This is a genomic window from Neisseria sp. SLRRB23, from assembly GCF_050896295.1.
Taxonomy (GTDB): Bacteria; Pseudomonadota; Gammaproteobacteria; order Burkholderiales; family Neisseriaceae; genus Neisseria.
The window spans coordinates 1-362 of the sequence record NZ_JBPBFH010000135.1; the positions used below are offsets into that span (position 1 = coordinate 1).

The 362-nt window shown below is 58.0% G+C and carries 1 pseudogene; it reads right to left on the reverse strand.

Annotated elements, in window-relative coordinates:
* Positions 1–141 precede the first annotated feature (141 nt).
* Positions 142–249 (reverse strand): annotated as a pseudogene (locus ACRPFF_RS11490) (D-arabinose 5-phosphate isomerase); the annotation flags it as partial.
* Between the last annotated feature and the right edge of the window lie 113 nt (positions 250–362).

Genomic DNA, 362 nt, shown 5'->3' on the forward strand with positions numbered 1-362 from the left:
CGAGATGACGTCGAGTCTCGTGGGCTCGGAGATGTGTATAAGAGACAGGGTGGCGGACGATGTCGTCGATATGCACTTTATGCTGCAAAAAGAAGTGGTCGAGCGCATGGTTGCCGCGCCGAAAAGCAACGACGACTGGATCAAGGCGAAGTCGTCGGGCGTGAACGCGCGGGCGCGCAGCAGGACGACCGCCAACGCGTCGCCCAAAGCCATAACGGCGGTGGTGCTGGTGGTCGGGGCAAGCCCCAACCGCATGTTCCTTGTATGCCTTCCGAAGGCTGTTCAGAATTTCTCGTGCTTCTTCAAGCTCTACCGCATAGTCACTGTCTCTTATACACATCTCCGAGCCCACGAGACTCGAC